We start from the raw sequence: 26,263 nt of genomic DNA, 5'->3' as shown, positions 1-26,263 counted from the left end.
CGGAAAGCTGCGCAGTGTAACATTTTGTTTGTGACGCATTTAACGTTTTCGCAACTATTCTCGCTTTTCATAAGAGGATGCGTAGCTGCTCGCATGTTTAAAAAAACGATGCTTGCTATCGCTTTAACAAATCTCAGGAGAATTTAATATAGCACTATGTGCTATACTTTTAACGACAGGATGTCAGCAATGCGTATCTTCAAAACCAAATGGTTCGCCAGCGAGGCTAGCTCTCATGGCATTTCCGACGACGAGCTCTATCAGGCAATTCAATCTGCGCTTCAGGGCAAGGTGGTTGATTTAGGAGGAGGGGTTTATAAAAAGCGACTCAACAAGAATCGCGATCGCGCAATCATCCTTACCAAAAGCGCAGGGTATTGGTTTTATACCTTTCTATATGCCAAACAGGATATGGCCAATATCAACCATCGCGAGTTAATGGGTTTTCGTGAGTTAGCAAAACACTATGCCAATCTCTCTGAAGAGAAAACGACGGTCTTAGTTAAAAGTAAAGAACTGGTGGAGATTTGCGATGACAGCAAAAAATAAATACAAAAGCCCGGCTTTCGAAGCGATCCATAGCGCTGCGTCGGGGCTATTCAGCGTTGGCGCAATCCCACAGGAAACAATGCGCCATTTTGATGAATCATGTCTCGGTAGCGTAGCCGCACTTCAACCCATTGAAATTAAAGCGCTACGTGAACAACTCAATGTTAGCCAACCCGTGTTCGCTCGTTATCTGAATACCAGCGTGTCTACCGTGCAAAAATGGGAGACTGGCGCTAAGCGACCAAGCGGAATGTCATTAAAATTGCTTAGCGTCGTACAAAAACACGGCCTGAAAATCCTACTGTAGTTATCCTGCCGGATGGCGCTTACGCTTATCCGGCCTACAAGTGACGAGTGCGGAAACCGTAGGCCGGATAAGGCGCAGCCGCCATCCGGCACAAAAAGCGATGAACCCCAGGCCGAATAACAATGAGATCAGTGCAGCCAGTGCACGCCGTCTTCCGGGAGAAACAGGTCGTTATAGCGCTGCTGAAGGTTATGCAAATCGCTCATATCCGGATCCAGCTCGCGCAGAAACCCTTGCGCCAGGCGGATCTGCGCCTCGGTGATCGGCGCCGCTAAACGCGCTTTTTGCATCAGGCGATACCAGTAATGCAGGTTTTTTTCGCTAGCGTCGACAATTGCAACCTGCCAGATCAGCAGCACCTGGGCAGCGTTCTGCAGATGCGCTTCATTCGGCCGTTCAAGGTAACGCAAATACTCATTGCCGGCGGTTTTACCCAGCTGATCGATCATCGATTCCAGCGGGACGGGCGTGATGCCCAGGCGTTCGCTCAGGCGGCGGATCGCGCGGCGTGAATCAGAGGTAAGCACCCGAAATCCCACAACAAATACCACTACCAGGGTGGCCAGTCCTATCCAGATCATGCATCCTCTCATCCAATCGCAGCCTGACTATCATAATGGGAATTTGCCTGCTGTCGACTGTCGGACCTGGCATATTACGCAAGAAATAAAAAAGCCCGGCGCAATGGCCGGGCAAGGTTACCAAATACCTGGTGAATCAGGCAGTCTGCAAAATACGGTTCTTTTTCTCGCGGCGAATTTTACGCTCTTCGAAGATAGCCACGATGGCCATCAGGCAGATACAGCCGATGGCGGCGGCGTCCAGCGCCGCAAAGGTGCCGGCCCAGCCGGTGAGGCCAAAGACCGGGGTGCCGTCGGCGATCATCCCGAGGCCCAGCTTGGCGAAGCTATCGCCGATCAGATAGGCGAAAGTGCCCTTGATCCCATCGGCGGCGCCGATCGCTTTTTTCGGTACGAAGCCAACGGCGGCGACGCCAATCAGCAGCTGCGGGCCAAACACCAGGAAGCCCAGCGCAAACAGCGAAGCCAGATAGACGTACTGATTGCTGGCATGTTGATAAACGCCAAGAGTGGCGATAATCAGCGCCAGCGCGATGCAGGCCACCAGCGCGCGGCGGCCGTTGGCCAGGTCCGACAGCCAGCCCCACAGCAGCGTGCCAACCAGGGCGCCGACTTCAAACAGGGTAAAGCCCTGAATCGCCACCTCTTTCGACAGTTTCAGCTCCTGGAAGGCATACACGGTGGACCATTGATCGATACCGATACGCACCACGTAGAGGAAGATGTTGGAGAAGCACAGCAGCCAGATCACTTTGTTTTTCAGCACGTACTCAACAAAGATCTGCCACTTGGTCATCGCGTTTTCTTCGGTCTCTTTATCCTCTTCGCTGATCGCTTCGCCAAACAGCTCCTCCGCCGTGCCGAGGCCGTAGGATTCCGGCGAGTCGCTACCGTAGCGCAGGCCAATAAAGCCGACGATCAGCGCAATAATCGACGGGAAGATAAACATGCCGATCACGTGGCCGTCGAACAGATAGTTGGCGCCAAACAGCGCCACGCCCGCCGCGCCGGCACCGCCGAGGTTGTGAGAGATATTCCAGAAGCCGAGGAAGGTGCCGCGTTTACGTCGTGGCGTCCATTTGGTGATGGTGGAATAGCTGCACGAGCCGCCGGTGCTCTGGAAGAAGCCGCTTAGCGCATAGAAGGCGATCATCAGGAACAGGCTGGTGGAACCCGCACCCATACTGGCGCTAAAGCCCAGCATGCAGATGGCGGAGAGGATCAGCATAAACGGCAGGAACTGCTTGGTGTTTTTGCCATCGGCATAGTAGGAAACCAGGGTTTTCCCTACGCCGTAGGTAATGGAGAAGCCCAGGCCAATCATCCCCAGCTGGGTCATGCTCAACCCGTAGGTGGAGATCATGTCGTTCTGCGCAATATTAAAGTTCTTGCGGATCAGGTACATGGTCAGGTAGCCAATGAAGACCACCAGATAGGACTGCATGAAAGGTTTGAACCACATTTTGCGCCGCACGTCGAGCGGCAGATCCAGGGTCGGCTTACGAACCTGATTCAGAAAGGCCAGCATGGGTATCTCCTGAGCTGATTTTTTATGCCTGCGTCATAGCCAGGCATTGTAAAAATCAGCGCGCCGTCTGGCCTGAGACGGCGTCCAGGTGAAACCGGGAAAATTTCTTAGTTTTGCCCCATTCGCGGCGAAAGAGTGAGATGCATCACGCTTCACTGGCGGCGCGCGGCGCCTGCGCGTTTAAGAACGGCAGCAGCAGCAGCGCGGAAATGCCGGCGGCAATCGCGATCGCCACGAAGAATCCGGTCCAGTGCCAGATATCCATTACCTGCGCCAGCGGCCAGCCGGAAAGCGATGCGCCAAGATATGCGAACAGGCCGACAAACCCGGTAGCCGCCCCGGCGGCCTCTTTATGCGAACACTCCGCCGCCGCCATGCCGATCAGCATCTGCGGGCCGAAGACAAAGAAACCGGTGGTGAAGAAGCAGGCCGCCTGCATCACGTAGCTGGCGAACGGCATCAGCCACAGGCCGCCAACCGACAGCAAAATGCCGGCGGCGAAGATCAGGTTCATCGGTCCGCGATTGCCGTTAAACAGCTTATCCGAGCCCCACCCCGCCACCAGCGCGCCGATAAATCCGCCCAGCTCGAACATGGTCACCGCCGAGTTAGCGGTCACCAGATCGACGCCAAGCGTCTCCGACATATACAGATTGCCCCAGTCGTTAATCGCCGCCCGCACCACGTACACCAGCACATAGCACAGCGACAGCAGCCAGATATAGGGGTTTGCCAGCACGTATCGGGTGAGGATCTCTTTGCGCGTCAGCCCGGCGCCCTCCTGCTGCTGGGCAATCTCCAGCGCATCGTGACGCCAGTCGCCCACGGCGGGTAGCCCCACCGCCTGCGGACGATCGCGCAGCCGCCAGCACAGATATAATCCGGCGAGGATCGCCAGGCCGCCGGCGATGGTCATCCCCGTGCGCCAGCCGTAATGTAGCGCCGCCGCTCCCACCACCATCGGGATCAGCGCGCCGCCCACGTTATGCGCCGTATTCCACAGCGCCCACCAGCCGCCGCGTTCGGTGCGTGAATACCAGGCCGTCAGCAGCCGGGCGCAGACCGGCGAGCCCCAACCCTGAAAGAAGGCGTTCAGTGCCCACAGCAGGGCGAAGGCCCACAGTGAGGAAGAAAAACCGAACAGAATATTCACCACCCCGGTGGCGATAAGCCCCAACCCCATAAAATAACGGGCATCGGAGCGGTCGCTGACGATACCGGAGAAAAATTTCGACAGTCCGTAGGTGATGTAAAACAGCGTGGCCAGCAGACCGATATCGCTGCGGGTCAGCACGTTGCTGGCGAGAATGTCAGGCACCGCGGCGTTAAAGCTTTTGCGGGTGAAATAGAACAGCGCGTAGCCCAGCCAGATGGTCAACAGGATATGGCGGCGCCAGTAGCGATAACGCGCATCAAGCTCGCGTTTATCGCTAATCGGCGCAGCGTCAGGCGGGGCTTTTAAAAAGGCGAACATCAGCGATCCTCTCAGGCGTAACGCAGCGGTAGATTGACGCACACCCGGGTACCGTGGGTGCAGGAGATCGTCAGCGTGCCCCCCAGGGCGGTCACGCGCTCGCGCATGCCGGTCAGACCGAATCCCTGCGCGCTGGATCCCGGCGGCAGGCCGCAGCCGTCATCCTCCAGCACCAGCATCAGACGCTCCTCCTGCTGCCAGCCCTGCAGGGTCACGGCGCTGGCGCTGGCGTGCTTGACGATATTGTTCAGTCCCTCCTGGCAGACGCGGAACAGGGTCACGCGCTGGTTTTCGCTCAGCCCCGCCTCGTTAATCCGCCAGTCGAGATGGCTGACAATGCCGCGGTCCTCCAGCTCCATCTCGCGCATCAGAGAACGTACCGCCTGCTCCAGCGGCAGGTCATCAAGCTGGCGCGGACGCAGGCGGCCCAGCAGGCGACGCACCGAGTCGTAAACCCCCAGCGAGAGGTGTTCAATCAGCTGGCCGCTCTGGCGAACGCTGGCGTTGTCCGGCGCCAGCCGCTGGACGATCCCCGCCTGGGTGCGTATTGCGGTGATGGTTTGGCCAATATCATCATGGAGCTCGCGCGCGACGTCGCGGCGCACGCTCTCTTCGGTCTCCAGCAGGCGATCCGCCAGACGACGATTACGCGCCAGCTCGTTCTGTAGCGACTGGTTAAGCTCGCGCAATCGCTGGATCCCCGCCCCCAGCAGCAGCCCGGTGAGGCTCTGCGCCAGCAGCGAAAGCAGGAGATCGACGGGGTGATCGTGCCAGGTCTGGCTGGCAATCAGGGCGATAGCGTTCATCAATGTGGCGATCAGTGCGCCCTGCCAGCCGTAGTGCCAGGCGAGGGCGATAATCGGCAGCGCAAGGCAAAACGGGGTAAAGCGGGAGAGCTCAGCGGGCAGCCCAAGCTGCAGCCACAGGCTAATAGTGAATAACAACAGATACCAGATCAGATGCCGCCCGCGCCAGTTTACCGGCTGCGCCACCAGCGACGGCCCCAGGGGCCGCCAGACGGTGCTGGTGAGGTAGTGCCAGAACACCAGACAGGTCGGCGCCAGAGTCAGGCCGCCGGTGAGCGTCAACAGCAGGGCGTTAAGACCCTCGTTCCCCTCCGCCAGCCAGGGCAGCGATTGCAGAAGCGCGGCGGCCATTAACGCCCCGCCCTGACGCAGAAGCGTCAGCCAGTCGCGCTGCTGGCGATATCGCGAGATCAGCGCCACCGGCAGGAGGGTCAGCAGGCTTCCGGTCATCAATATTATCGGGTGCGCCAGCGCCACTTCCTGCGCCAGCCAGAAGATCAGCAGCCACTCGGTTCCCAGCAGCACCGGCCAGTAGCCGCGCGGGCACTGCAGCATCAGCCCCAAACGCAGGCCGAAGGGGAACAGCAGCACCGCCAGATCGGCGCGCTCCACCAGATGCAGGCTGATGCTCCACAGACAAAACCAGGCGGCGGCGAAAATAAAGGCGCAGCCGATCACCGACAGCAGGCGCGGGAGTATGGTCTTCATTGCCAGCTGTCAAACATACGGCGCGCCAGCTCGACGTCATTGTTGACGCCCAGCTTTTCCAGCAGGTTAGCGCGGTGAACGTGGACGGTTTTCGGCGACAGTCCGAGCTCAGCGGCGATCTCTTTCACCGCCATGCCCTCCGCCAGCTTTTCCGCCACCTGGCGTTCGCGTTTGGTGAGCGGATCCTGGCGCCCGGCGGCCAGCTTCATGGCGATATCCGGTGTGAGATAGCAGCCGCCCGCCGCCACCGTGCGCACCGCGGCGATAAGTTCGTCCGGGCTGCAGCGTTTCGACAGAAAGCCCCGCGCGCCGGCGTTAAGCGCCTGCTCGACCAGCGCCGGGCTGTCGTGCACCGACAGCATGATGGTCGCCATCCCCTTCGGCAGCTGGCTGAGCAGCGCCAGCCCGGAAATATCCGGCATTGAGATATCGCAGATACAGACCTGAACGCCGCGCCCCGGCAACCCCGCCAGCGCCTCGCGGCCGCTGCCGAATTCGGCGACAACCTGAAAATCAGTTTCCAGCCCCAGCAGCTGAGCAAAGCCGGAGCGGACAATCAAATGATCGTCAATAAGGGCGATGGTGGTCATGATAGGGTCCTGGTGCCTGAGGCGACAAAGCGCTGTGTCCGTAGGCCGGATAAGCGCAGCGCCATCCGGCAAAGGCGCTTACCTTAACCATAAGCACCTTACCGTTCAAGCCTTGCGCGATTTACTCAAAGAACACCGCAATTTTGTTAAACATGGTGGGATCGGACTGGTTACGCGCCACTTTGGTGACATCTTCCAGCTTTTCAATCTGGCTAATCATCTGCCCGAGACGCTGATCGTCGTTCACCAGCAGCCAGATGCGGCTGTGTTCGCTGCCCTGAATCGGTAGACAAAGAATACCTTCGACGTTAAAGGCACGGCGGGCAAAAAGCCCGCAGACGTGGGTCATGACGCCGGGGTGGTTGCGGACGGTGAGTTCCAGAATGACGTTTTCACAGTGTTTTTGCATGGCTTATTCCCCCACCATTTCAGTATTGGCCGCACCCGGCGGTACCATCGGATACACTTTCTGCTGCGCGTCGATGCGCACGTGGATCAGCGCCGGTCCCGGACGAGCGATGATCGCCTGCAGCGCCGCCTGCGGATCGGCTTCGTTATTTAAATCACAGGTTTGCAGGCCAAAACCGGCGGCAATCTGCATAAAGTTAATCATCCCTGGATAAGTGGCGGCAAAAACGCCCTGCTGATAAAACAGGCTCTGCTGCTGATGCACCAGCCCCAGCGCTTCGTTGTTCAGCAGAATAATTTTTACATCCAGCTGATTTTCAGCGGCGGTAGCCATCTCCTGAATATTCATCATCAGGCTGCCGTCGCCGGAGAAGCAGATAACCTTGCGCTGCGGATTCGCCAGCGCCGCGCCAATCGCCGCCGGCAGGCCGAAGCCCATGGTACCGAGGCCGCCGGAGGTCAGCCACTGGCGCGGACGGTTGAGCGGGTAGGCCTGCGCCGTCCACATCTGGTGCTGGCCAACGTCGGTAGTGATGATCGCTTCATCATCCACGCAGGCGGCCACGGCGTTAATCAGGCCGTAATGGGAAAGCGGGTCGCTTTCCTGCGGGATGGCGCAAGGGAATTCGCGCTGCAAGTCGGCCACCAGCTGGCGCCATTCCTCGCGCGGCTGCGCCTCAATCTGCGGGTTCAGCTGGGCTAAGACTTCCGCCACATCGCCCTGAATCGCCACGTGCGGTTGCTTGATTTTGCCCAGCTCGGCGCGGTCGATATCGACGTGGATAATCTTCGCGTTCGGGCAGAACTGCTCGGTCTTGCCAATCGCCCGGTCATCAAAACGCGCGCCTAAAACAATCAGTAAATCCGCTTCCTGCAGAATGAAGTTGGTGCTGCGCGCGCCGTGCATCCCCAGCATCCCCAGCGACAGCGGGTGCGCCTTCGGCAGCATGCCCAGCGCCATCAGGGTCATGGTGGTCGGCAGATTGGCTTTTTCCGCCAGCTCACGGATCTCCTGCGGCGCGTTAATCACCCCGCCGCCCAGATAGAGCACCGGACGCTTCGCCGCATTGATCATCGCCGCCGCTTCGCGCACGCTTTCGGGGGCGAATGCCGGCGGAGCGGCGCGCTCGCCCGGTTCCGGCAACGTTTCCAGCTCAATGGTCGCCGACTGTACGTCCTTAGGAATGTCTATCCACACCGGCCCGGGACGCCCGGACTGAGCAATACGGAAGGCGTCGCTGATCACCTGCGGCAGCTCAGCGATGTCGCGCACCAGATAGTTATGTTTGGTGATGGGGATAGAGATGCCGTAGGTGTCCACTTCCTGGAAGGCGTCGGTGCCAATCATCGATGCCGGCACCTGGCCGGTGATGCAGACCAGTGGAATCGAATCCAGGCGGGCATCGGCGATCGCCGTCACCAGGTTCGTCGCCCCCGGGCCGCTGCAGGCCATACAGACCGCTGGTTTGCCTTCGGTACGCGCCATCCCCTGGGCGATAAAGCCCGCGCCCTGCTCGTGGCGCGCCAGGATGTGGCGGATCTGCGTGCTCTGGCTTAAGGCATCGTAAATAGGCAGGATGGAGCCGCCCGGAATGCCGCTAACCATAGTGATACCCTGGCGTTCCAGTAAATGAACAACCAGCTGCGCGCCGGTAAAGCGCATTGTGTTTGATGTGGTGCCCGAACTTGCCATGCTCCAGTCCTTTTCTTCTGGGCCGACTTTACCGGGGGGCTCGCCAACAAAAAACCCCGCTCGGTTTGCGCCGGCGGGGTTTGGAATTCGTGTTGTTCCGGACCCTACGGCGCATTGCCGACGACGACCACCACAGACACGACGACCACCGCGGCTGGCGCGGTTTTTAGTAGGGTCGAAGCGATCAGGGTTGCGTTCATTAGGGACCTGTTGTGTCGAAAAATAAGCTGAATTTATACAAACACAGGTTTTACGTTTTCACAATGGATTTATTTTCATCCACGAAAATTTGCGCGAAAGATCACAGTTCGGCGCAAAAGGGCAGAAAACAAAAAACCCCGCCGGAGCGAGGTTTTTATCAGTATGGTTACAGGTGGTAGCCGCAAGCACACTGTATTACGTCAACGCCAAAAGTATACGCGATCGCTGCAGTTCGCGCAATTTAAGGTCGCTTTTTCTCTGTCATAGAGTATGGGCGAGAGCGGCGGATTTGTCCAAAAAATACTGTTCATCCATACAGTATTTATCTATACTGGGTGTGTTCATGGTGTGCCATTCGGGGGCCGCAAGTTTGACCGGCGCAACGAAGTCCTGGCTGAAACGGGTGGTGCCGTCAGTGCCTTAACCCCGAGAGAGCACACTGTGTTACGTCAACAACGTGCAGTCACTGGTCCGCGCGGCAACGCGTGGTTCAGCGCTGCGCACCCCTGTCGTTGCTGGCGGCGGGCCGGGAAGCCGTCCACGGAAGGAGCAACCATTGGCCAGGGCGACGCCGCCGGCGACAGGCAGGGATAAGCTGGCAACAGGCAGCGGAAAGGTACGTCAGCTTATTGTGCTCCTTAACCACAGGAGACGCGCGTATGGGCGGAATGGATATTATTATTTTAATCCTGAAACTCATGGTTGCTGTGTTGCAACTACTTGATGCAGTCCTGAAACAGTTCCGCTGATTCAGGTTCAAGTCGCACCTGAGGGGGGCGGGAAACCGCCCCCCTGCAGGCGCCCGCCGGGCGTCCCGGGATGACTTGATGGAGGAAGCTATGCCACCCCTGTTAATTGCCGCCACGACGCCGGATGCCCCGGGGTTCGCGGCGCTGCGCACCGAAAGCCTTGAACAGCATTTCAATATGCTGCGCCGCCTGGCGGAAAACTGGCAGAGCGGCAAAAACCGCTTTACCGCGCCGGGCGAAACGCTGCTGGGCGCCTTTGTGAACCACCAGCTGGTTGGGGTATGCGGCATCAATAGCGATCCCTTCAGCCCGCAGCCGCGGGCCGGGCGTATTCGCCATCTCTACATCAGCGAGCGCTACCGCCGCCGGGGGATCGGCCAGCAGCTGCTGGTCTCGGTTATCACCCACTCCAGCGCCTGGTTTGATTTTCTGAACACCCACGCCCCGGCGCAGGCCTGGCCCTTTTATGAAAGACTTGGCTTTCGCCCGGTGTACGATGAACCGCGGGTGACGCATCGCCTGTTTTGTTCGCTGTAGCCCCCGCTGGCTGGCAGCGCGGGCGCGTGTTACAGTCCGGTGACCTTCACTGTTGAACCTGTCTGCGATGACCATCACCGTATTCTGCATTTTGCTGTTCGCCGCCCTGCTGCACGCCAGCTGGAACGCTATTGTCAAAGCCAGCGGCGATAAAATGTACGCGGCGATCGGCGTCAGCGGCTCGGCCGCGCTGATCGCGCTGGTGATGCTGCCCTTTTCCCCGCAGCCAACGCTTGCCAGCGCCCCCTATCTGCTGGCGTCGTGCGCGTTACAGGTGGTGTATACGGTGCTGGTGGCGAAGACCTATCAGGTGTCGGATATGAGCCAGACCTATCCGCTGATGCGGGGAACTGCCCCATTGCTGGTGGCGGCGATAAGCGTGCTGTTTCTCGGCGATCGTTTGTCGCCGCTGGCCTGGCTGGGCATCGGCGTCATCTGCCTGGCTATTCTGGCGATGGCCTTTAACGGCCGCGCCAGCTCGCGCAAAGGCATCGTGCTGGCGCTGATCAACGCCTGCTTCATCGCCGGCTATACGCTGGTGGACGGCACCGGCGTCCGACTGGCGGGCTCGGCGCTGGGCTACACCCTGTGGACCTTTTTTATGAACGGCTTCTGCCTGCTAAGCTGGGCAATGATGACCCGCCGCGCTGAAGCCAGCCGCTATCTGCGCCTGCACTGGCGAAAAGGTATCCTCGGCGGTATCGGCACCATGGGCTCCTACGGCCTGGCGCTGTGGGCGATGACCCAGGCGCCGCTGGCGGTGGTCGCCGCGCTGCGTGAAACCTCCATTTTGTTCGGCGCGCTAATCGCTTTTATCGTCCTGAAAGAGCAACTGATGCCGCTGCGCATCTTCGCCGCCTGCGGGATTGCCGCCGGGGCGATCCTCCTGCGCCTTGCGTAGCCTGCAATGGCAACATTAGTTGCCGTTCCTGTTTACATAATCTGCCTGGAATTCCCTCAACAATCGGCACTTTGCAGTTGTTCTGTCATTTTTATATGGTAGATTCCTCCATCGATTACGGGATGTGCCAGTCACATATTCTTCATTTCTCTTTACTCACAAAGTATTCATCGACATGAAACGGCATAAAAACTTCAATTTGTTGTTGATGCTGGTACTGCTGGTGGCCGTTGGCCAGATGGCGCAGACCATATATATTCCGGCCATCGCCGACATGGCGGTCGCGCTGAACGTTCGCGAAGGGGCGGTTCAAAGCGTGATGGCGGCCTACCTGCTGACCTACGGTATTTCACAGCTGTTTTACGGCCCGCTCTCCGACCGCATCGGTCGCCGCCCGGTGATCCTCGTCGGGATGTCGATTTTTATGCTGGCGACGCTGGTCGCCATGACCACCCATAGCCTGCCGGTGCTGATCGCCGCCAGCGCCATGCAAGGGATGGGCACCGGCGTCGGCGGCGTGATGGCGCGCACCCTGCCCCGCGATCTGTACGAAGGCGCCCAGCTGCGTCATGCCAATAGCCTGTTAAATATGGGTATTCTGGTCAGCCCGCTGATTGCCCCGTTGCTCGGCGGCATCCTCGACACCCTGTGGAGCTGGCGCGCCTGTTACGCTTTCCTGCTGGTTCTGTGCGCCGGGGTGACCTTCAGCATGGCGAAATGGATGCCGGAAACGCGCCCGGAGGGCGCGCCGCGCACCAAACTTCTGGCCAGCTACAAAACGCTGTTCGGCACTGGCGCGTTTAACTGCTATCTGCTGATGCTGATCGGCGGCCTGGCGGGGATTGCGGTATTCGAAGCCTGTTCCGGCGTACTGATGGGCGCGGTGCTCGGCCTGAGCAGCATGGCGGTGAGTATTCTGTTTATTCTGCCGATCCCGGCGGCCTTCTTCGGCGCCTGGTTTGCCGGCCGCCCCAACAAGCGTTTCCCGACCCTGATGTGGCAATCGGTTATCTGCTGCCTGCTGGCGGGTCTGATGATGTGGATCCCGGGGCTGCTGGGCGTCATGACCGTCTGGACCCTGCTGGTGCCGGCGGCGCTGTTCTTCTTCGGCGCCGGCATGCTGTTCCCGCTGGCCACCAGCGGCGCGATGGAGCCATTCCCGTTCCTCGCCGGTACCGCCGGGGCGCTGGTTGGCGGCTTGCAGAATATCGGCTCCGGCGTACTGGCCTGGCTGTCGGCGATGATGCCGCAAAACGGTCAGGGCAGTCTCGGTCTGCTGATGATGCTGATGGGTCTGTTGATTCTGCTGTGCTGGCTGCCGCTGGCCTCGCGCTTTACCCACCATCAGCAGCCGGTCTAAGCGCGGCGGCCGTGCCCCGGATAGCGGCTGACGCCTTATCCGGGCTACCTCCCGGTGGCTGCTTTTGTCTTATGTCAGGCTGTGCAGCCACTCGATAAAGGCGTCGATTTTCGGCCACTGGCGACCCGGCAGGGTGGTTACATAGTAGTGCTGGTGGCATTTCAGCGTCATATCGCCAAACGGGGCGATCAACTCCCCACTCTCCAGCCGCTTCTGCACCAGCCGCTTACGCCCCATCGCCACCCCGACATTATTCATCGCCGCAATCGTCGCTAAATCGGAACGATCGAAGCCAATACCCGACGATGGCGGCAGTTCCACCGCAAACTGCTGCGCCCAGCTATACCACTCGTCGGTGCCGGAATCGTTGCTCCATGCCTGGCGGTCGTGGAGCAACGTACAGTGGCGCAGATTGCCCGGATTCGACATTAACTGCCGCTGTTGCGCGTAATTCGGCGTACATACCGGCACGATCGCCTCATCCATCAGAAAATGGTGACTCAGCTGCGACGACGGCGCATCATCAAAATAGATCGCCAGATCGATGCCCGTCCGCTGCAGGTTAACGTTCTCATTGCCGGTCAGCACGGTGAGGGAAATGGCCGGGTAACGGCGGGTAAAGTCACCCAGGGCCGGCACCAGCCAGCACTGGGCGATAGAGGGCCGCGAGTAGACCGTCAGACTGCCGGAGAGCTCCTGGTTTTTGATATCGAGGATCTCCTGATTGAGACCATCCAGCGACGACTTCAGCGCCCAGTAGACCCGCTTACCTTCACGCGTCAGCTCAACTTTGCGATGCGAGCGGACAAAGAGCAGGATCCCCAGCTCCTCTTCAAGTTGATTAATCCGGTGGCTGACGGCGCCAGGCGTGAGCGCCAGCTCGTCGGCGGCCAGGGCAAACGACTCGTGCCGCGCCGCCACCTCAAAGGTCGACAGCCTGGAGAGCTGCCAGCCGTTCAGCAACCGGGTACCTAAGGTTTTTAGCACATCCATCACGCGCTCCTGGCAAATACAGTGGCTGTTGATGATAAAAAAATCACGCCGGTTTTGCCGCAAAAGGGTGAGTTAATTTGACCCATAGCATATTTAATGGTCTGTTTTTGAGCTAAATCACCCATTTGATTCAATTCTCCTCACCCTAAAGCCCATTTTTATCGTTTGTCAGCCCATGACGATTCTCGCTTCAATAAGGCCAGATTATTCACAGGCGAGGTGGAATATGGGTTCGCAAGTCTGGGTTGTGAGCACGCTGCTGATCAGCATCGTGTTAATCGTCTTAACGATCGTCAAACTGAAGTTTCATCCATTTCTGGCGCTGCTGCTGGCGAGCTTTTTCGTCGGCGCGATGATGGGGATGGGCCCGCTGGAGATGGTCAACGCTATTGAGAGCGGCATCGGCGGTACGCTGGGCTTCCTTGCGGCGGTGATCGGTCTCGGCACCATTCTCGGGAAGATGATGGAGGTCTCCGGCGCGGCGGAGCGCATCGGCCTGACGCTGCAGCGCTGCCGCTGGCTGTCGGCGGACGTGATTATGGTGCTGGTCGGCCTGATCTGCGGCATCACGTTGTTTGTCGAAGTCGGCGTGGTCCTGCTGATCCCCCTGGCCTTCTCCATCGCCAAAAAAACCAATACCTCGCTACTGAAGCTGGCTATTCCGCTGTGTACCGCGCTGATGGCGGTGCACTGCGTGGTCCCCCCGCATCCGGCGGCCCTGTTTGTCGCGAACAAACTGGGCGCCGATATCGGCACAGTGATTGTTTATGGCCTGCTGGTCGGTCTGATCGCCTCGCTGGTTGGCGGTCCGCTGTTTCTCAGAGCGTTAGGCAACCGCCTGCCGTACAAACCGGTTCCGGCCGAATTTGCCAACCTTGAGGTCCGCGAGGCGTCGACGCTGCCATCACTCGGCGCCACGCTGTTTACCGTACTGCTGCCGATTGGCCTGATGCTGGTGAAAACCGTCGCCGAACTGAACATGGAGAAAGGCGGCACGCTGTATACGGTGCTGGAATTTATCGGCAACCCCATCACCGCGATGTTTATCGCCGTCTTTGTCGCCTATTACATGCTCGGCATTCGTCGGCAGATGGGGATGGGCGTCCTGCTGACCCATACGGAAAACGGCTTTGGGTCTATCGCCAACATCCTGCTGATTATCGGCGCAGGCGGCGCATTCAACGCGATTTTAAAATCCAGCGGCCTGGCCGATAGCCTGGCGGTGATTCTGTCGAACCTCGACATGCATCCGATTTTGCTGGCCTGGCTGGTGGCGCTTATCCTGCACGCCGCCGTCGGCTCCGCCACCGTGGCGATGATGGGTGCCACCGCCATCGTCGCGCCGATGCTGCCGCTCTATCCCGGCGTCAGCCCGGAGATCATCGCTATTGCCATCGGTTCCGGCGCCATTGGCTGCACGATCGTCACCGATTCCCTGTTCTGGCTGGTAAAACAGTACTGCGGCGCCAGCCTCAGTGAAACGTTCAAGTACTACACGACGGCGACTTTTATCGCGTCGCTACTTGCACTGGCCGCCACCTTCCTGCTTTCTTTCATTATCTGAGCGCAAAGAGACGTATGATGAAACACGCTGACCTGACCACCTTAACCGCGACCTTCCCGCTTGTGCAGGATCTGATCGCCCTGAAAGAAACCACCTGGTTTAACCCCGCCACCACCTCTCTGGCGGAGGGGTTGCCTTACGTCGGCCTGACCGCCGACGACGTGCAGGGCGCCCATGCCCGCCTTCAGCGCTTCGCGCCCTATCTGGCGGAAGCCTTCCCGGAAACGGCCGCCAGCGGTGGGATTATCGAATCGGAAGTAGTCGCCATTCCGGCAATGAAGCACCGCCTTGAGCAAAAATTCGGCCAGCCGATTGGCGGCGAACTGCTGCTGAAAAAAGACAGCCATCTGCCGATCTCCGGCTCGATCAAAGCGCGCGGCGGCATTTATGAAGTGCTGACCCATGCGGAAAAGCTGGCGCTGGAAGCCGGTCTGCTGACTACCGCAGACGATTATCGCAAATTGCTGACGCCGGAGTTTAAACAGTTCTTCAGCCAGTACAGCATCGCCGTCGGCTCCACCGGCAACCTCGGGATGTCGATCGGCATCATGAGCGCCCGCATCGGCTTTAAGGTTACCGTGCATATGTCCGCAGACGCCCGGGCGTGGAAAAAGGCCAAACTGCGCAGCCACGGCGTGACGGTGGTGGAGTATGAAGAGGACTACGGCGTGGCGGTCGAACAGGGGCGCAAGGCGGCGGAATCCGACCCGAACTGCTTTTTCATCGACGATGAAAATTCGCGCACGCTGTTCCTCGGCTATGCCGTGGCCGGCGAGCGCCTGAAGGCGCAGTTCGCCAAAGCCGGACGGGTGGTCGATACCGACCATCCGCTGTTCGTCTACCTACCGTGCGGCGTCGGCGGCGGCCCTGGCGGCGTGGCGTTTGGCCTCAAGCTGGCCTTTGGCGACCACGTTCACTGCCTGTTCGCCGAACCGACCCACTCCCCCTGCATGCTGCTCGGCGTCTATACCGGGCTTCATGACCAGATAGCGGTGCAGGATTTAGGCATTGATAATCTGACCGCCGCCGACGGTCTGGCGGTCGGCCGGGCGTCCGGCTTCGTTGGCCGGGCAATGGAGCGCCTGCTCGACGGGTTCTATACCCTTGATGACCAGACGATGTATGACATGCTGGGCTGGCTGGCGACAGCGGAAAATATCCGCCTTGAACCCTCCGCGCTGGCCGGAATGGCCGGGCCGCAGCGCGTCTGCGCCAGCAAAGCGTACCATCAGCTGCAGGGGCTGAGTGAGCAACAGCTGCAGCAGGCGACCCACCTGGTGTGGGCCACCGGCGGCGGAATGGTGCCGGAAGAGGAGATGGCGCAGTATCTGGCGAAGGGGCGCTAATCTTCAGCGCAGCAGCGGCATCAACGCCTCTGGCGGCCGCTGCTGTCGGCGCAGGTCCCGCATCACCCGCATATAGGGCCCGCTGAGATCGTAAAACTGTCGGTAACCCGCACACAGCGGGTCTTCCTGTTCGCCGCAGCGGCACAGGCGCAGCCACGGACAGCCGTAGCAGGCGCTGTTGGCCGCCGGCGCTCCCGCCTGCGTTATCAACTCGCCGCACCAGGCGCTCAGCGTCTCGCTAAACAGCAAAATATTGATACGGCCAATATCTTCCCGCACCCAGCGGTGAAAGACTGCGCAGAGAAACTCACCCCACAGCGCGGCGTCGCCGGCCGCCAGCTGCGGAATAAAATGGATAGCCGTGAGTCCCTGTTGACGCAGCTGCGCATAGAACGCCTGCGGTTGATGGCAATGATGCGCCTCCACAACGACAGCCTGAAAGGGAGTGTCATGGTGCTGGCCGGGGGCATGAGTAAGAGGCAAATTCGCCGGACATCCTGTCATGACATATCCCTAATGAATAAAACGATCTGTTGAAGGTGAGTAACAGCAAACAGGAATGCCAAAGAAAGTACTGCGAGTGCGATCAAAAATTTGTCACGAACCGCCCGCGGCTGTAAAAAATCGCTGTCGTCGATGTCCATCAGATGACGACGGCGGGTATAGCCCCAGAGTATCACCGCCACTATCGTCAGCACGCCGATCGATAGCCAGAAAGGCAGTCCGGCGCGGTGCCAGCTGTGCTTAATCGCCAGCGCCATCAGCGCGCCATAGCCCAACAGGGTGCGAAACCAGGCCAGCGAGGTACGCTCTGGCTGTAGTCCCGGGTCGCTTTCCCGCCGCGCCCGGCGTTTATCCGCCATACAGCACCAGCAGCATCACCGCGACCACCACCGCCAGCAGCAGGATGCTAATCACCAGCAGCGTCCGGGTATAGGGGAGATCCTGCTTCAGGCGCATCGCCTTCTCGTTATTCAGCCAGCGCAGATAGCCATAGATGGCCATGCCGCCGGCAAACAGGCACAGCAGCAGGGCGAGAATTTCACGGATCAGCGGCGTGGCAAAGTCTGGCGCCAGCTGGTCAAGACCGACGCCAGCGGCGAGAAAACCGAGCGCCGTGCGGATCCATGCCAGAAAGGTACGTTCGTTAGCCAGCGAAAAGCGGTAATCCGGCGCTTCGCCGAGGCGGGAGATTTTCATGACGGTTCCTTGTTCATCGCGCAGCAGGCTTCAGCATAGCGTAAATCAGGAACCGGGGAGAAGAACCGGCGCCCCGCAGGGCGCCGGTCAACGGCGGGGATTAATGCAGCTCCGGCCAGTAATCTTTGTTGGCGGCAATCAGGTCGTCGAGGATCGCTTTTGCCACCGAGGCACTCGGCACGGTTTTCGACAGGGTAATCGCCTGCCACAGCTTGTGGTAAGAGCGCTGTTCCCAGGCATCGACCACCAGTTTTTCCACCGCCACCTGCTGGCTCATCATCCCTTTCTGGAAGTGCGGGATGTCGCCGACCGTCAGCGGCTCCGGCCCGTTGTGACCCACCAGGCAAGGAATTTCCACCATCGCGTCAGCGTCAAAGTTATGGATCGCGCCGTTGTTCGGCACAATCAGCAGCATCCTTTCCTGGGTGTTAAAGGCGATGGCCGTCGCCAGATCGACGATATACGACGCGTGTTCGTCAATTTCCAAATCGCCAGCGGAGGATTTCCCGGCGGCAATAATCGCCCGGCAGGCGCTGAAGACGTTTTTCTCGCGATGATCCATCACCTCATTGGCGCGGGTGCGTTCCGGGTTGGAGTGGGCCACCACGTAGTCCGGGAACAGGTAATATTTCAGATAGGTATTCGGCATGGTCTGCGGATCCAGCGCCTGCACATCTTTCGCTTTGGCAAAAGTGTCGTTCCAGCTGGCCTCGGTGTGCGGGTCGTTAGAAGGCGGCACATAGCCGTATTTCGCCACATATTCGCGCAGTTTCGGCATCAAATCATTGCCGTCGAGGTCCTCAATCGAGGTCCACCAGCCGAAGTGGTTGAGGCCGTAGTAGCGCACGCGCATCTGTTTACGGTCTTTGAGGCCAACAATCTGCGCCATCCGCCCTTCGATACCGATTGGCATATCGCAGATGTTGAGGATTTTGGCGTTTGGCCGCAGACGGCGGGTGGCTTCCGCCACAATCGCCGCCGGGTTGGAGTAGTTGAGCATCCAGGCATTCGGCGAATATTTTTCCATATAATCCACCAGCTCCAGCACGCCGCCGATAGAGCGCATACCGTAGGCGATCCCGCCCGGTCCGCAGGTCTCCTGGCCCAGCACGCCGTGGCGCAGCGGGATTTTCTCATCCTGTTCACGCATCGGATATTTCCCGACGCGGATATGCGCCATGACGAAATCAACATCGGTAAACGCCGCCTGCGGATCGGTGGTATAGCTGAATTCAATCTCCGGCGCCTGCTCTTTGAGGATCACTTTGCACGCCTCGGCGATGGTCTCCTGGCGCGCACCGTCGTTGTCGTAAAATTTCAGCGACCGCAGCGGAAAACGATCCTGGTTTGCCAGCAGCATCAGGACAATGCCCGGAGTGAAGGTGCTGCCGCCGCCTGCGATAACAACTGAGAATTTTTTCATGATACTGCCTCCGTCATGGTGGTATGTTCGGTCGAAAGAGAATCTTTCATCAGGTTTTCCAGCTGGTCGCGCACCTGGGGAACGTGCAGGCCGACGATGACCTGAATCCCGTTGCCGCGGCGAACTACCCCGTGGGCGCCCAGCGCTTTAAAGACGTCGTCACTTTGCGTTTTCGTCATATCGACCAGCGCGATGCGCAGTCGGGTGGCGCAGTTGTTGATGCTTTCAATGTTGCCGGCGCCGCCGAGGGCCTGCAGGAAGCCAGCGGCCTGACCCAGCCGGGTCTCTGGCGCGGCGGCGGCCGTGGTTTTACCTCGTGCCGCCTGGTAATCGGCCTTGCTGTAGAGCTTGATTTCGCTCTCTTCCCGGCCAGGCGTCTTCAGGTTCAGACGCAGGATCAGGGTGCGGAAGACCACGAAGTAGAGGGCGGTGAAACAGAGGCCGATGCCTATCTGAATGAACATCATCGAAGCGTGGTGATGGAACATTGGGATCCAGTTTTGCGGCAAGAATTGATCGAGCAGGCCGCCGCCGAAATTGCCCACCACCCCGCAGATGTACATTACCGTCGCCATGGACGCCGCCAGCACCGCGTGGACGGCGAACAGCAGCGGCGAGATGAACAGGAAGGTGAACTCCAGCGGCTCGGTGATCCCGACCAGCATCGCGGTCAACGTGGCGGGGATCAGCAGGCCGGCAACCTTGACGCGATTTTCCGGCGCGGCGGTGAAGTAGAGCGCCAGCGCAATGCCCACCGAACCAAACACTTTCGAGTTACCGTGCAGGGCAAAGCCGCCCTCCGGGAACAGCGTCTTCAGCGGTTCCGTACTCTGACTGAACGCCTGCAGATGCTCTGCCCAGTAGACCTGTAGTCCCCCCTCCACCACCGCCGGGCCAAAGATGAACGGGCCATAGACGAAGTGGTGCAGGCCGGTGGGGATCAGAATGCGCTCAAGGAAGATGTAAACCCACACCCCAAGCGCGCCGGCAGAGCGCAGGAAGGCCTGTAGCGATTCAATACCCAGCTGGACTTTTGGCCAGCCGAGCAGCGTCAGCCAGGCGCAGGGGATCATCGCGAGGAAGGCGACAATGACCACAAACGATGAGCCCTGGAAGATGCCGAGGAACACCGGCAGGGGTTTATCGAAATAGCGATTATGCAGGGCCGTCACCAGGCCGGAGATGACGATCGCCCCGATAATGCTGGTGTCGAGGGTTTTAATCCCCGCAATCATCGTCAGGCCGCTGCCGGCCGTGGGTTCAACGGAAAAGTCGACGCCGAAGAAGTGGCCCCAGGTCATCCCCATGGCATTGATAAAGTAGTTCCAGGTGAGAAAGCTCACCAGTACCGCCAGACAGGCCCGGCCCTGGGCCTGCTTCGCCAGGCCAATCGGCAGGCCGACGGCGAAAATCAGCGGCATATTACGAAAGACGGTCCAACCGCCCTCTTCGATGATGTGAACGATTTGTGCAAACAGGCTGTCGGGTGCGGTCAGCGCTTCGCCGACGAACATCGGGTTGCGCAACATAATGGCGATACCGACCACGATCCCGGCGAAAGGAAACAATAAAACCGGGGTAAACATGGCGCCGCCAAAGCGTTGTATTTGACTGAGCATTGGGAAATCCTCATATAACAACTCGTAGGGTGAATGGCCTTCTTTTTCTTGGTTACCGGCCTCACTCGAGAATAGGAATTTGCCCGTCCGACAACATGCCGCGCCGTTGCGATTCGTGATCGCTTTCATGGTTTTAATTTGGCCAACGTTGTCTACTTTCATAACAAAAGTTAGACATCGATAAGCTAAAGGATGTAATCGATCTAATGAATGGATAATAACTATCTGTCTTAAAACCTATTTTTTGCTAACAGGTGAAGAAAATAACCTCGCCCTTTCCTGTACAAGAGGACTACTGGTGATCTACAAATCCATTGCTGACCGCCTGCGGCTACGGCTGAATTCTGCCGACTTCGCCATCGGCAGCCCGCTGCCGGGAGAGAAAAAACTGGCCGAGGAGTTCGGGGTGGCGCGCATGACCATCCGCAAAGCCATCGACCTGCTGGTGGACTGGGGGCTGGTGGTCCGTCGTCACGGCTCGGGGACCTACGTGGCGCGCAAAGACGTCCATCATGAAACCAGCAATCTCACCGGCCTGGCGGAAGTGCTGCGCAAACAGGGTAAAGAGGTGGTGAGTCAGGTGCTGGCCTTCGAGGTGATGCCCGCCCCGCCGGCCATCGCCAGTCTGCTGCGGATTAAAATTGATGAACGGATCTACTTCTCACGGCGGGTGCGCTTCGTCGACGGCAAGCCGCTGATGCTGGAGGATAGCTATATGCCGGTGAAGCTGTTCCGCAACCTGTCGCTGAGTCATCTGGAAGGGTCGAAATTTGATTATATTGAGAAGGAGTGCGGGATCATCATCAGCGGGAACTATGAAACGCTGACGCCGGTGCTGGCGGACAAGCAACTGGCGCGCTCAATGAACGTCCCGGAGCAGACGCCGCTGCTGCGTATTACCTCCCTTTCCTACAGCGACAGCGGCGAGTTTCTTAACTATTCGGTCATGTTCCGCAACGCCAGCGAGTATCAGGTGGACTACCATCTGCGCCGCGTCCAGACGCACAGCCCGCTAGCTCAGCCCCCAGAACAGCACGGCGAGTAGCTGCGGGGTGATAATCCGCAGAAACATCACCAGCGGATAGACGGTAGCGTAAGAGAGCGCCGCCGCGCCGCTGGTGGCGTGCAGATTGTTGGCGAAGGCCAGCGCCGGCGGGTCGGTCATCGAGCCGGCCAGCATGCCGCACAGCGTCAGATAGTTCATGTTCGCCAGCATGCGCGCGAGAATGCCTACCGTCAGCAGCGGGATGGCGGTGATGAAAATGCCGTAAGCGATCCAGCTCAGGCCATCGCCCTGGGTCAGGGTCGCCACAAAGTCGCCCCCCGATTTTAGCCCGACCACCGCCAGAAACAGCACGATCCCCAGCTCGCGCAGCGCCAGGTTGGCGCTCGGCGGCATAAACCAGTACAGCTTGCCGATGCTACCGATACGCCCGAGGATCAGCGCCATAATCAGCGGCCCCCCGGCCAGCCCCAGCTTCAGGGCGGCGGGGAAGCCGGGAATAAACAACGGGATAGAACCCAGCAGTACCCCGAGGCCGATGCCGATAAATACCGGCAGCATCTGAACCTGCTGCAGCTTCTGCTGGGCGTTACCCAGCTCGGCGGCCACGGCGTCAATCGCCTCCGGACGGCCGACCAGGTTGAGGATATCGCCAAACTGCAGGCTGGCGCTGCTGCTGGCCACCAGTTCGACGCCTGCGCGATTAAGCCGGGAGATCACCACGTCATAGCGCTGTTTGACGTGCAGATCGCGTATTTTCTTCCCCAGCACTTTCTCGTTAGTCACCACCACCCGCTCCACCTTCAGGTCGGTGCCGCGCGTTGACAGCGAGGTGGCCACCTCCTGGCCGATCACCAGTTGCGCATTGTGCAGATCCTCCGGCCGCCCCACCAGGTGCAGCAGATCGCCGGCCTGGATAAGGGTTCCCGGCGCAGGCACCATCAGCAGCTCACCGCGCTTCAGCCGCGAACAGACGATATTGTCGCTGTTGAGCATCGGCACATCCTGAATCGCCATCTGGTGGAGGTTGGGGTTCTCCACCCGCACGTTGATGGTGTGCAAATGGGCATGGCCGTTGCCGCTGCTCTCCTCAAACTGCTGGGCCTCTTTCTCGACATTGATGCGAAAGAACAGGCGCACCAGCCACATGGTCAGCAGAATGCCGCAGATGCCGAACGGATACGCCATCGCGTAGCTCATCCCCATCTGATCGACCACCTCGAACGGCACCCCGAGATCGCGCAGGATTTGCTGCCCGGCCCCCAGCGCCGGCGTGTTGGTCACCGCGCCGGAGAAGATGCCAAGCACCACCGGGAGAGGAATATTGAACAGCTTATGCAGCACCGCGGTGACCAGGCCGCCGAGAATCACGATCAGGATAGCGAACAGATTGAGCCGCAGGCCTGAGACCCGCAGCGAGGCGAAAAAGCCCGGTCCCACCTGGATACCGATGGTGTAGACAAACAGGATCAAGCCGAATTCCTGAATAAAATGCAGCATCGGGCTGCTGAGGGCGACGCCCGCCTGATCGACAAAGTGACCGACGATAATGCCGCCAAATAACACGCCGCCAATACCAAAGCCAACGCCGCGGATTTTGACATTGCCGATCCACAACCCAACCACCGCCACCAGCGCCAGTACGCTGACCGTCAATGCTATCTCACTCATGGTACCGTCCCTGTGAATAACATTATTATTAACAGGGATTATGACCGCGGCCAGGCGGGTTGTATGCTGCCTGGCGCACAATACCAGCAAACAGACAGGCACAAAAAAGCCCCGAAAATCGGGGCTTTATAAGTTTTTCGCTTAATTAACTATTTAACGCCGGTCGTTCGCTGATGGCGATACGCTGCGGGGCGATCTGCTCAGGCTCATTGCGGGTCAGATCGATATGCAGCAGACCGTTGGTGAAGGTCGCGCCAGAGACCTCCATGTTGTCAGCGAGGGTGAAGCTCAGGCTGAAGGCCTGGCTCACCAGCCCCTGGTGTAGCCAGGTGGTCTCTTTTTCCGGCTGCTGCGGTGTGCCTTTTACCACCAGGCGGGTGCCTTCCAGTTGAATATCCAGATCTTCCTGACGGAAACCGGCCAGCGCAAGGGTGATGCGGTAGTGGTTATCGTCGCTTTTTTCGATGTTATAGGGCGGGAAGCTCTGGCTTTCACCGGCGGTTTGCAGGGCGCTGGCCAGTTTGTCAAAACCGATCCATTGACGCAGCAGGGGGGATAAATCGTAGTTACGCATACTGTTTTCTCCTTCTAAGAAGCGAGTGAATGTCTGCGAATTGCGTGAATTCGCATCTGCTCCCTGACGGCGAGCAGGTTGTTACATCAGGCCGCCTTGCGGCCTGAGAGAGACAATTAGTTGATTTCGATACGGCGCGGCTTGTTCGCTTCCGGGATCACCCGTTCCAGATCGATATACAGCAGACCGTTTACCAGGTTGGCGCCGCGGACATGAATGTTTTCCGCTAGCTGGAATTTGCGCTCGAAGTTGCGCTCGGCGATCCCCTGATACAGGTAGGTCCGCTCTTTCTGCTCGGCAGCGTGGGCGCCTTTGACGATCAGCAGATTGTCCTGGGCGGTGATCTCCAGTTCGCTTTCAGCAAAGCCGGCCACCGCGATGGCGATGCGATAGTGGTTTTCGTCTACCAGCTCGACGTTATACGGAGGGTAGCCGCCATTGCTCTGGCTTTGATTGTTTTCCAGCAGGTTAAACAGGCGGTCGAAACCAATGGCTGAACGATAAAGCGGGGAGAGATCGAAGTTACGCATAATAAATAGCTCCTGAAAATCAGCGAGAATCAAATGACCTTCCATCGTGGACAGGCCGCGGTAATCCGGAATACCCCTCAGGCGTATTCTCAGCGGGTTACACCTATAAAATGGGTTTCTCCCCGTCCTTTTCAAGGGATTCGGGGCGTTTTTTTTTGCAGTTTGCCGATGATTGCTTAGACTGGGGGGAGGAGCACAAAAAGCAAAGTGCGATGCCCGCCACAGTGCGGCGCAATAACGCTATGCATTCACGGGATGGCCCGATATAACCCAACAAGGTTATCTCAACGCCCGAAACGACGATGGAAGAACAATGAAAAGCAGACGACTGTTAAAGCTGGTCCTGTTCAGCGGGATAATAAGCCTGAGCGGTTGCTCCAGCGTAATGTCACATACCGGTGGCAAAGAGGGAACCTATCCGGGCACGCGATCCAGTGCGCAAACGCTGGGGGACAGCAATACCAACTGGGGTGTGAAATCGCTGGTGGCGCTGGACATGCCGTTCACCGCCGTCATGGATACCCTGCTGCTGCCGTGGGATATGTTCCGCACCGACAGCTCAATCAAATCTCGGGTCGAAAAGAGCGAGAAGGCCACGCTGGCGACCAACTCGGTGATCCCGCCAGCGCCTATGCCTGCCCAGTAAGTTATCGCCCGGTCTGCGTAACCCACAGCTGACGATAACCGTCCACCTCCTCCATCCAGGCAATCTGTTTACCGTCTGGCGAAAAGACGATCGCGTCCGCCGAGGGCGCATGAGCATGCGCCTCGGTTAAAAAGGTGATATCGCCTGTGCCGGCATGACAGCAGGCAATCCGCCCCTCCAGTACAAAGCCCAGCCACTCTCCCGACGGATGCCAGTTAAACGCCGACTGGATACCCGACGCGTGATGCGTCAACTGCCGCGGCTCGCCCCCCCGCGGGGAAATAAGCCATAGCTGCACTACGCCGGCGTCGTCGCGCATCAGAAAGGCTATCGCCGTCGCCTGCGGATTGGCGCGCATCCAGTGGCGCGGAACGTTCACTAGCCCCGGGTAGCGGCGATGGTGGGTGAAGGTCAAACGACGCTGACTGACGCCCGCCGGCGGCGCCGGCATCGTGCTTGCGGTGCCCGCCAGCGGCGCCCCGCCGGGCTGCTTCCAGCCGGCTTCATCCTGCGGCAGCTCGACAATAAACAGCTCCGGGACTTTGTCGCCGTTTTCCGCCAGCGTATCGCCAATAAACGCCAGCGCATGGTTCCCGACCCAGCCCTCTTCATAGGCGCGATTAATCTCATCGCTGCCCGGCGCGGGAGTCGGCGTCGTGCGGCTCACCAGAACGCACCAGTGGCTGCCGCCGTATTCGCGCGGATGGTGGCCCGGCGGCGTCACTGGTCCATACGGCGCCGCCACGCCGACGTTGCGCAGATCCAGCGCCGGGTCGCGCTCATGCAGCACATGATCGTTGTAGGTAAAACTGACCAGTTGGCCGTTGGGGCTATAGACATGGACGTGGCTGCCGCCGCGCAGCGCCCCGGGGGTGTAAGGGGCGGTAATGTCCATGGCGTCCAGATTCTCGACGGCTCCCTGAAAGGCCACCACCCCGCGACGGTGATGAAAATCATACTGCCACTGTGCATCCGGCCGCTCGGGGCCATGAATAAACACATAGCGATCCTGGGTTGGATGCACGGTCACCACGCCGACGTGCGCGCCTTGCGTGGCACGATAAATGGTCTCCACCGCGCCGCTGTTTACGTTCACTCGCTCTATGGTCTCGCCGGTGAACGACGCGCCGGACGGGCGAACGTCGTACACCAGCCACTGGCTGTCGGGGGTCCAGGTGCGGGTGTTGGTGAGCTGGTGGTTGCGAGGAGCAAAGGTAACTTGTTTCATGGTGTGCTGACCGGGCCGATATGAGAGTAGCCTTAGCATACCGCAATCCGCACCGGGTTGAATGCCCGGCGACG

Annotated in this window: 30 protein-coding genes and 1 other annotated feature; of the genes, 11 read left to right on the top strand and 19 right to left on the bottom strand. The window is 59.2% G+C overall.

What is annotated here, in order from left to right; translation table 11 throughout:
- Window positions 1-189: 189 nt before the first annotated feature.
- Together GT756_RS24650 and GT756_RS24645 are read left to right on the top strand one after the other, a co-directional pair.
- Window positions 190-549 carry a type II toxin-antitoxin system RelE/ParE family toxin gene (locus GT756_RS24650; protein ID WP_160125112.1) on the top strand — a complete coding sequence of 120 codons (360 nt, stop codon included), beginning with the start codon at window positions 190-192 and terminating at the stop codon, window positions 547-549.
- The gene (locus tag GT756_RS24645) at window positions 533-856 is read left to right on the top strand and encodes a DNA-binding transcriptional regulator (RefSeq protein ID WP_004173862.1); all 324 of its coding nucleotides are present in this window, start codon (window positions 533-535) and stop codon (window positions 854-856) included. Before GT756_RS24650 ends, GT756_RS24645 begins: the two co-directional genes overlap by 17 nt.
- Window positions 857-984: 128 nt before the next feature.
- On the opposite strand, the gene GT756_RS24640 is transcribed toward GT756_RS24645, so the two are convergent.
- From GT756_RS24640 to ivbL, 8 genes are all read right to left on the bottom strand, one after another.
- Window positions 985-1,437 carry a DUF1198 domain-containing protein gene (locus GT756_RS24640; RefSeq protein ID WP_004181583.1) on the bottom strand — a complete coding sequence of 151 codons (453 nt, stop codon included), beginning with the start codon at window positions 1,435-1,437 and terminating at the stop codon, window positions 985-987.
- Between the two features lie 136 nt (window positions 1,438-1,573).
- Complete coding sequence (uhpT, locus tag GT756_RS24635; protein ID WP_004202242.1) at window positions 1,574-2,965, bottom strand: hexose-6-phosphate:phosphate antiporter; 1,392 nt, start codon at window positions 2,963-2,965, stop codon at window positions 1,574-1,576.
- A gap of 145 nt (window positions 2,966-3,110) precedes the next feature.
- Complete coding sequence (locus GT756_RS24630) at window positions 3,111-4,439, bottom strand: MFS transporter (protein WP_004202243.1); 1,329 nt, start codon at window positions 4,437-4,439, stop codon at window positions 3,111-3,113.
- Window positions 4,440-4,450: 11 nt separating this feature from the next.
- A complete protein-coding gene (gene uhpB, locus GT756_RS24625; protein ID WP_074440958.1) occupies window positions 4,451-5,932 on the bottom strand; it encodes a signal transduction histidine-protein kinase/phosphatase UhpB in 1,482 nt (493 codons plus the stop codon).
- Window positions 5,933-5,949: 17 nt separating this feature from the next.
- Complete coding sequence (gene uhpA / locus GT756_RS24620; RefSeq protein ID WP_032456764.1) at window positions 5,950-6,543, bottom strand: transcriptional regulator UhpA; 594 nt, start codon at window positions 6,541-6,543, stop codon at window positions 5,950-5,952.
- Window positions 6,544-6,664: 121 nt separating this feature from the next.
- Window positions 6,665-6,952 (bottom strand): acetolactate synthase small subunit, encoded by a 288-nt coding sequence (gene ilvN / locus GT756_RS24615; protein ID WP_023319383.1) that lies wholly within the window; start codon window positions 6,950-6,952, stop codon window positions 6,665-6,667.
- Between the two features lie 3 nt (window positions 6,953-6,955).
- Complete coding sequence (gene ilvB / locus GT756_RS24610; protein ID WP_017899674.1) at window positions 6,956-8,644, bottom strand: acetolactate synthase large subunit; 1,689 nt, start codon at window positions 8,642-8,644, stop codon at window positions 6,956-6,958.
- 104 nt (window positions 8,645-8,748) lie between these two features.
- On the bottom strand, window positions 8,749-8,844 hold the full coding sequence (gene ivbL / locus GT756_RS24605; RefSeq protein WP_002923286.1) for an ilvB operon leader peptide IvbL: 96 nt from the start codon (window positions 8,842-8,844) through the stop codon (window positions 8,749-8,751).
- Window positions 8,845-8,856: 12 nt separating this feature from the next.
- Between ivbL and GT756_RS26020 the strand changes: the two genes are divergently transcribed.
- From GT756_RS26020 to emrD, 5 genes are all read left to right on the top strand, one after another.
- Window positions 8,857-9,024, top strand: coding sequence for a hypothetical protein (locus GT756_RS26020; protein ID WP_072096580.1), 168 nt, complete (start codon window positions 8,857-8,859; stop codon window positions 9,022-9,024).
- A gap of 450 nt (window positions 9,025-9,474) precedes the next feature.
- Window positions 9,475-9,594 carry a type I toxin-antitoxin system toxin TisB gene (gene tisB / locus GT756_RS24600; protein WP_004145059.1) on the top strand — a complete coding sequence of 40 codons (120 nt, stop codon included), beginning with the start codon at window positions 9,475-9,477 and terminating at the stop codon, window positions 9,592-9,594.
- Between the two features lie 90 nt (window positions 9,595-9,684).
- Window positions 9,685-10,131: a GNAT family N-acetyltransferase gene (locus tag GT756_RS24595; RefSeq protein WP_004202251.1), complete on the top strand. Its 447-nt coding sequence runs from the start codon at window positions 9,685-9,687 to the stop codon at window positions 10,129-10,131.
- A gap of 67 nt (window positions 10,132-10,198) precedes the next feature.
- Window positions 10,199-11,032: a DMT family transporter gene (locus GT756_RS24590; RefSeq protein ID WP_004202252.1), complete on the top strand. Its 834-nt coding sequence runs from the start codon at window positions 10,199-10,201 to the stop codon at window positions 11,030-11,032.
- Between the two features lie 175 nt (window positions 11,033-11,207).
- A complete protein-coding gene (emrD, locus tag GT756_RS24585) occupies window positions 11,208-12,392 on the top strand; it encodes a multidrug efflux MFS transporter EmrD (RefSeq protein WP_004202254.1) in 1,185 nt (394 codons plus the stop codon).
- Between the two features lie 69 nt (window positions 12,393-12,461).
- On the opposite strand, the gene dsdC is transcribed toward emrD, so the two are convergent.
- Window positions 12,462-13,385 carry a DNA-binding transcriptional regulator DsdC gene (gene dsdC, locus GT756_RS24580; RefSeq protein ID WP_064187995.1) on the bottom strand — a complete coding sequence of 308 codons (924 nt, stop codon included), beginning with the start codon at window positions 13,383-13,385 and terminating at the stop codon, window positions 12,462-12,464.
- Window positions 13,385-13,519, bottom strand: coding sequence for a hypothetical protein (locus GT756_RS26290; RefSeq protein WP_032425824.1), 135 nt, complete (start codon window positions 13,517-13,519; stop codon window positions 13,385-13,387). The genes dsdC and GT756_RS26290 overlap by 1 nt, the downstream gene beginning before the upstream one ends.
- A gap of 92 nt (window positions 13,520-13,611) precedes the next feature.
- Here GT756_RS26290 and dsdX point away from each other — a divergent pair, with 92 nt between their 5' ends.
- Both dsdX and dsdA read left to right on the top strand, forming a co-directional pair.
- A complete protein-coding gene (gene dsdX, locus GT756_RS24575; RefSeq protein ID WP_004202257.1) occupies window positions 13,612-14,949 on the top strand; it encodes a D-serine transporter DsdX in 1,338 nt (445 codons plus the stop codon).
- A 17-nt stretch (window positions 14,950-14,966) separates the two neighbouring features.
- The gene (gene dsdA / locus GT756_RS24570; RefSeq protein ID WP_135683552.1) at window positions 14,967-16,295 is read left to right on the top strand and encodes a D-serine ammonia-lyase; all 1,329 of its coding nucleotides are present in this window, start codon (window positions 14,967-14,969) and stop codon (window positions 16,293-16,295) included.
- A gap of 3 nt (window positions 16,296-16,298) precedes the next feature.
- On the opposite strand, the gene GT756_RS24565 is transcribed toward dsdA, so the two are convergent.
- The 5 genes from GT756_RS24565 to GT756_RS24545 form a co-directional block, all read right to left on the bottom strand.
- Window positions 16,299-16,721 (bottom strand): hypothetical protein, encoded by a 423-nt coding sequence (locus GT756_RS24565; RefSeq protein WP_025999188.1) that lies wholly within the window; start codon window positions 16,719-16,721, stop codon window positions 16,299-16,301.
- A gap of 74 nt (window positions 16,722-16,795) precedes the next feature.
- On the bottom strand, window positions 16,796-17,158 hold the full coding sequence (locus GT756_RS24560) for a DUF202 domain-containing protein (protein WP_004202261.1): 363 nt from the start codon (window positions 17,156-17,158) through the stop codon (window positions 16,796-16,798).
- Window positions 17,148-17,495, bottom strand: coding sequence for a YidH family protein (locus GT756_RS24555; RefSeq protein WP_004202264.1), 348 nt, complete (start codon window positions 17,493-17,495; stop codon window positions 17,148-17,150). The genes GT756_RS24560 and GT756_RS24555 overlap by 11 nt, the downstream gene beginning before the upstream one ends.
- Before the next feature lie 100 nt (window positions 17,496-17,595).
- Window positions 17,596-18,918 (bottom strand): 6-phospho-alpha-glucosidase, encoded by a 1,323-nt coding sequence (locus tag GT756_RS24550; RefSeq protein ID WP_017899668.1) that lies wholly within the window; start codon window positions 18,916-18,918, stop codon window positions 17,596-17,598.
- Window positions 18,915-20,537, bottom strand: coding sequence for an alpha-glucoside-specific PTS transporter subunit IIBC (locus GT756_RS24545; protein WP_053809840.1), 1,623 nt, complete (start codon window positions 20,535-20,537; stop codon window positions 18,915-18,917). Before GT756_RS24545 ends, GT756_RS24550 begins: the two co-directional genes overlap by 4 nt.
- Before the next feature lie 298 nt (window positions 20,538-20,835).
- On the opposite strand from GT756_RS24545, the gene GT756_RS24540 reads away from it, so the two are divergent.
- A complete protein-coding gene (locus tag GT756_RS24540) occupies window positions 20,836-21,582 on the top strand; it encodes a GntR family transcriptional regulator (RefSeq protein WP_004202269.1) in 747 nt (248 codons plus the stop codon).
- Here GT756_RS24540 and GT756_RS24535 read toward each other — a convergent pair.
- The 3 genes from GT756_RS24535 to ibpA form a co-directional block, all read right to left on the bottom strand.
- The gene (locus GT756_RS24535; RefSeq protein WP_004202271.1) at window positions 21,550-23,211 is read right to left on the bottom strand and encodes a putative transporter; all 1,662 of its coding nucleotides are present in this window, start codon (window positions 23,209-23,211) and stop codon (window positions 21,550-21,552) included. The two genes, GT756_RS24540 and GT756_RS24535, sit on opposite strands and share 33 nt — an antisense overlap.
- A gap of 145 nt (window positions 23,212-23,356) precedes the next feature.
- Entirely contained in the window at window positions 23,357-23,785 is a 429-nt protein-coding gene (gene ibpB, locus GT756_RS24530; protein WP_004145074.1) for a small heat shock chaperone IbpB, read from the bottom strand.
- Between the two features lie 116 nt (window positions 23,786-23,901).
- Window positions 23,902-24,315, bottom strand: a complete 414-nt coding sequence (gene ibpA / locus GT756_RS24525; protein WP_004151523.1) for a small heat shock chaperone IbpA — start codon at window positions 24,313-24,315, stop codon at window positions 23,902-23,904.
- Window positions 24,309-24,384, bottom strand: a sequence feature (ROSE (Repression Of Heat Shock gene Expression) occurs in the 5'-region of heat shock genes and acts as an RNA thermometer to modulate expression.). (Overlaps the previous gene by 7 nt.)
- 244 nt (window positions 24,385-24,628) lie before the next feature.
- On the opposite strand from ibpA, the gene GT756_RS24520 reads away from it, so the two are divergent.
- The gene (locus GT756_RS24520) at window positions 24,629-24,961 is read left to right on the top strand and encodes a YceK/YidQ family lipoprotein (RefSeq protein WP_004202272.1); all 333 of its coding nucleotides are present in this window, start codon (window positions 24,629-24,631) and stop codon (window positions 24,959-24,961) included.
- 1 nt (window position 24,962) lies between these two features.
- Here the strand turns inward: GT756_RS24520 and GT756_RS24515 are convergent, their stop codons facing one another.
- Entirely contained in the window at window positions 24,963-26,189 is a 1,227-nt protein-coding gene (locus tag GT756_RS24515) for a DUF3748 domain-containing protein (protein WP_160125111.1), read from the bottom strand.
- Between the last annotated feature and the right edge of the window lie 74 nt (window positions 26,190-26,263).

This window comes from Klebsiella sp. Q2, from assembly GCF_009900705.1.
Classification (GTDB): Bacteria; Pseudomonadota; Gammaproteobacteria; order Enterobacterales; family Enterobacteriaceae; genus Klebsiella; species Klebsiella quasipneumoniae.
The sequence above is the reverse complement of the archived record's forward strand: the minus strand, read 5'-3'. Positions and strand labels throughout refer to the sequence as shown.